6 protein-coding genes are annotated in these 3,187 nt (G+C 72.4%); 3 read left to right on the top strand and 3 right to left on the bottom strand.

The window, feature by feature from the left end; genetic code table 11:
* The coding region (locus ACJ73U_RS46670) for a hypothetical protein (protein ID WP_407784248.1) at window positions 1-223 on the bottom strand (223 nt) is incomplete at its 3' end.
* A 29-nt stretch (window positions 224-252) separates the two neighbouring features.
* Between ACJ73U_RS46670 and ACJ73U_RS46665 the strand changes: the two genes are divergently transcribed.
* From ACJ73U_RS46665 to ACJ73U_RS46655, 3 genes are read left to right on the top strand one after another with little or no spacing between them, the layout of a single operon-like run.
* Entirely contained in the window at window positions 253-612 is a 360-nt protein-coding gene (locus ACJ73U_RS46665) for a hypothetical protein (RefSeq protein WP_407784247.1), read from the top strand.
* A complete protein-coding gene (locus ACJ73U_RS46660; protein ID WP_407784246.1) occupies window positions 609-1,190 on the top strand; it encodes a hypothetical protein in 582 nt (193 codons plus the stop codon). Before ACJ73U_RS46665 ends, ACJ73U_RS46660 begins: the two co-directional genes overlap by 4 nt.
* Window positions 1,187-1,924 carry an ESX secretion-associated protein EspG gene (locus ACJ73U_RS46655; RefSeq protein WP_407784245.1) on the top strand — a complete coding sequence of 246 codons (738 nt, stop codon included), beginning with the start codon at window positions 1,187-1,189 and terminating at the stop codon, window positions 1,922-1,924. Before ACJ73U_RS46660 ends, ACJ73U_RS46655 begins: the two co-directional genes overlap by 4 nt.
* Here the strand turns inward: ACJ73U_RS46655 and ACJ73U_RS46650 are convergent.
* Both ACJ73U_RS46650 and ACJ73U_RS46645 read right to left on the bottom strand, forming a co-directional pair.
* Complete coding sequence (locus tag ACJ73U_RS46650; RefSeq protein ID WP_407784244.1) at window positions 1,911-2,708, bottom strand: sugar phosphate isomerase/epimerase family protein; 798 nt, start codon at window positions 2,706-2,708, stop codon at window positions 1,911-1,913. The two genes, ACJ73U_RS46655 and ACJ73U_RS46650, sit on opposite strands and share 14 nt — an antisense overlap.
* Window positions 2,705-3,187: DUF993 family protein (locus ACJ73U_RS46645; protein WP_407784243.1), on the bottom strand; the 483-nt coding region annotated here is incomplete at its 5' end. The genes ACJ73U_RS46650 and ACJ73U_RS46645, both read right to left, overlap by 4 nt.

Genomic DNA, 3,187 nt, shown 5'->3' with positions numbered 1-3,187 from the left:
GCCGGCCGCCGCGCCACGCGGCGGAGATGTTTGAAAAATCTCCCGCGACCGGGGCCGACGAGACCTGAATCATGTCGAATTCCGGAGAACTTGACACCCGAATTGACGAACGCACTTCACAACCAGATATTTGCGGATAAAATCCCCCACGTCGCAGGGGATGAATGCGATCATCCGAGGGGAACGCGCATGGCACGGAAAGCAGACAGGCCAGCCGCCGCACCGAAAACGCCTGGCGGGCAACACATCCAGGTGACGCCGGAGAACGTCGTGGCGCTGGCGGCGTTGTTCCGCGACTGCGTCGACAACCTGATCTCGGAAGTACGGCACCTCAAAGACGACCTGCTGGTCGACGAGCCGTGGCTGGACGACCCCGTCAGCAGGTGGGCCCGGCACCGGTTCGACGAATACTTCGTCTTCGGCGAAAACTCCTTCACCCGGGTGCTGGAAGCCGAATACGCGCGGCACCGGGCACTGCGCGACGCACTCCTCGCGGCCGCCCGGCACCACGGACCGACCGAGGAGCTGGTCGCCGCCGGCTTCACCGGTGCGCCGCCGAACGTGGTGCCGATGTGGCGACCCAGGACAGCCAGCCGGGGCCTGCGGTCATGACCGGACCCGACGTGCGGTGGGAGGGCGTGTCCCACCGCCAGATCGTCGCCGGGGTCGACAGGGGCCCCGGCGCGGCGGCGACCGAGGCGCTCGAGGCGCGGCTGGAGCGCGTGACCAGGGCGCTCGGCGAGAACGCCGGCCTGGCGGACGCCGTCCTGCGGGAGATCGACGGCGGGTGGACCGGCGACGCGGCGACCGTGACCGCCGAGACGCTGCGGCTGCTGCGGGACTTCGACGACGCCATGCGCCACCACGGGGAGATGACCGGCCTCACCGCGTCCGGGCAGTCGGACGGCTCGTCGCGGGTGCGGGCGAGCATGCCGCCGGTCGCGGACCCGTGGCCCTCGCTGTTCCCGACCGGCGGGCCGATCGACGTGCTCAACTCGACCGTGGACGTCGACCACCAGCTGCGGGCCGCCAGGGAGGCGGAGGAGCGGGCGCGGCAGGTGATGCGGGGGTACGAGAGCACGACCGTCGAGCGGGTCGCCTCGCTGCCGCCGCTGTCACCGGCACCGCGGGTCGTGCTCGACGGGGACGAGGACACGATCGTGCTGGTACCCGTCGAGTTCGAGCCATGATCCGGTTCGACCTGTCCCCGACCGAGCTCGACGTGGTGTGGCGTGCCCTGCGGCTGGACGCCCTGCCACTGGTCGTCGACGTGCCCTCGCCCGGTGCCACCCACGCCGAACGGGCCGCGCTCGAACGTCGCGTGTGGACGGAGCTGGCCGAGCGGGAGCTCGCCGATGACCACGGCCGACCGCACTGGCGGCTCGCCGACCGGCTCGAGACCATCGCGCGGCGGACGCGGTCGCTCGAGCTGCGGGTGTTCGGGGTCGACACCACTCGGGCGATCCTCGCGACCCGCGGGCGGCGCAACGTGCTCGGGGTGCTGGGCGAGCGCTTCACGGTCAGCTCCGCACCCGCCACCGCGCGGGCCACCACCTTGCTCGCCCTGTTGCCCGAAGTGCCGCCCGGGCAGGGTCATCCGGTACGCGTGGACACCGGGCTGTTCGCCGCGGCCGTGCGGGACGACGAGCCGCACGACACGTTGCGGCACAACGGGGTCAGCACCGACGACGCACGCACCCTCATCGCCATGGCCACCGGTAGCGTGCGCGTCGCACAGATCGTCGCCGAGACGCGGTACCCCAACGGGCGTGCCGTCCGCTCGCGGGCGATGTCCGTCCACGACACGCCTTCCGGTCGGTACCGGTCCGTCCGCACGGTCACCCCGGACTCCGACCACCTCACCGTCACGCCCGCCACCGCGTCGGCGCTCGCCGATGCCCTGGCGCGGCTCACGCCGGTGTGACCACCGACCGGAACGCCGCGATCGTGTCGCGCAGGACCTCCTCGCCCGGGCGCTCCCACAGCGCCGCGTTGAACACCTCCACCTCCATCGGGCGGGAGTAGCCCGTCGCGAGGACCGCGTCGATCAGCGGGGGGAAGTCGACGTGCCCGGTGCCCGGGAGGCCGCGGCCCACCAGCACGTCCGCGGGCAGCGGCACCACCCAGTCCGCGAGCTGGAACGACGCGATGCGCGGGCCGGCGGCGGCGATCAGCTCGAGGACCCGCTCGTCCCACCACACGTGGTAGGTGTCCAGCGTGATGCCCACCGCTTCCGGTGGGAACGGCTCGCACAGCGCCAGCGCGCCCGCCAGCGACGCCACCACGCTCCGGTCCGCGCAGAACATCGGGTGCATCGGCTCCACCGCCAGCGTCACACCGACGTCGACCGCGTGTGGTGCCAACGCTTCCAGGCCCGCGGCCACCCGGGCGCGTGCCTCGGCGAGCGGGCGGTCGAACAACCCGCCGCAGACCAGCACCAGCGCGGGTGCGCCGAGGGTGGCGGCCTCGTCCAGTGCGCGCCGGTTGTCGTCGAGCCAGTCGGGGGCGCCGAAGAAACCGCCGCGGCACAACGAGGTCACCGACAGGCCCGCGTCCCGCACCAGTGCCGCCGAGCGGGACAACCCGTACTCCGCCACGGGTTCGCGCCACAGGCCGACGTGCCGCACGCCGGCCGCCGCGCAGCCCTTGACCACGTCGACGAGCGGCCAGTACTTCGCCGTGGCCTGGTTGAAGGAGAACTCGGTCACTGGGGCACTCCCGCCACCGCGAAGAAGGACCGTGCCCGGGCCGCCGCCAGGTCGGCGTGCGGCAGCAGGCCCGCCTCGTCCGCCAGCACCAGCAACCGCGCCAGGTGCGTGACCGAGCGGCCCGACTGCAGGCCGCCGACCATCGTGAAGTGCTGCTGGTGGCCGGAAAGCCACGCCAGGAACACGATCCCGGTCTTGTAGTACTGCGTCGGCGCGCGGAACAGGTGCCGGGCCAGGGGCACCGTCGGGTCCAGCAGCGCGTGGAAGCCGTCGACCGAGCGCTTGTCCAGCTCCGCCAGGGCCGGGCCGACCGCGGGCGCGATGGCCGCGAACACACCGAGCAACGCGTCCGAGTACCCGTGCTCGTCACCCGCGATCAGGTCCGGGTAGTTGAAGTCGTCGCCGGTGTACATGCGGACGCCGGCCGGCAGCCGGCGGCGGAAAGCGACCTCGAAGTCCGCGTCCAGCAGGGACATCTT

Origin of the sequence: Actinophytocola sp., from assembly GCF_045807065.1 — a bacterium.
Lineage (GTDB): Bacteria > Actinomycetota > Actinomycetes > Mycobacteriales > Pseudonocardiaceae > Actinophytocola.
The sequence above is the reverse complement of the archived record's forward strand: the minus strand, read 5'-3'. Positions and strand labels throughout refer to the sequence as shown.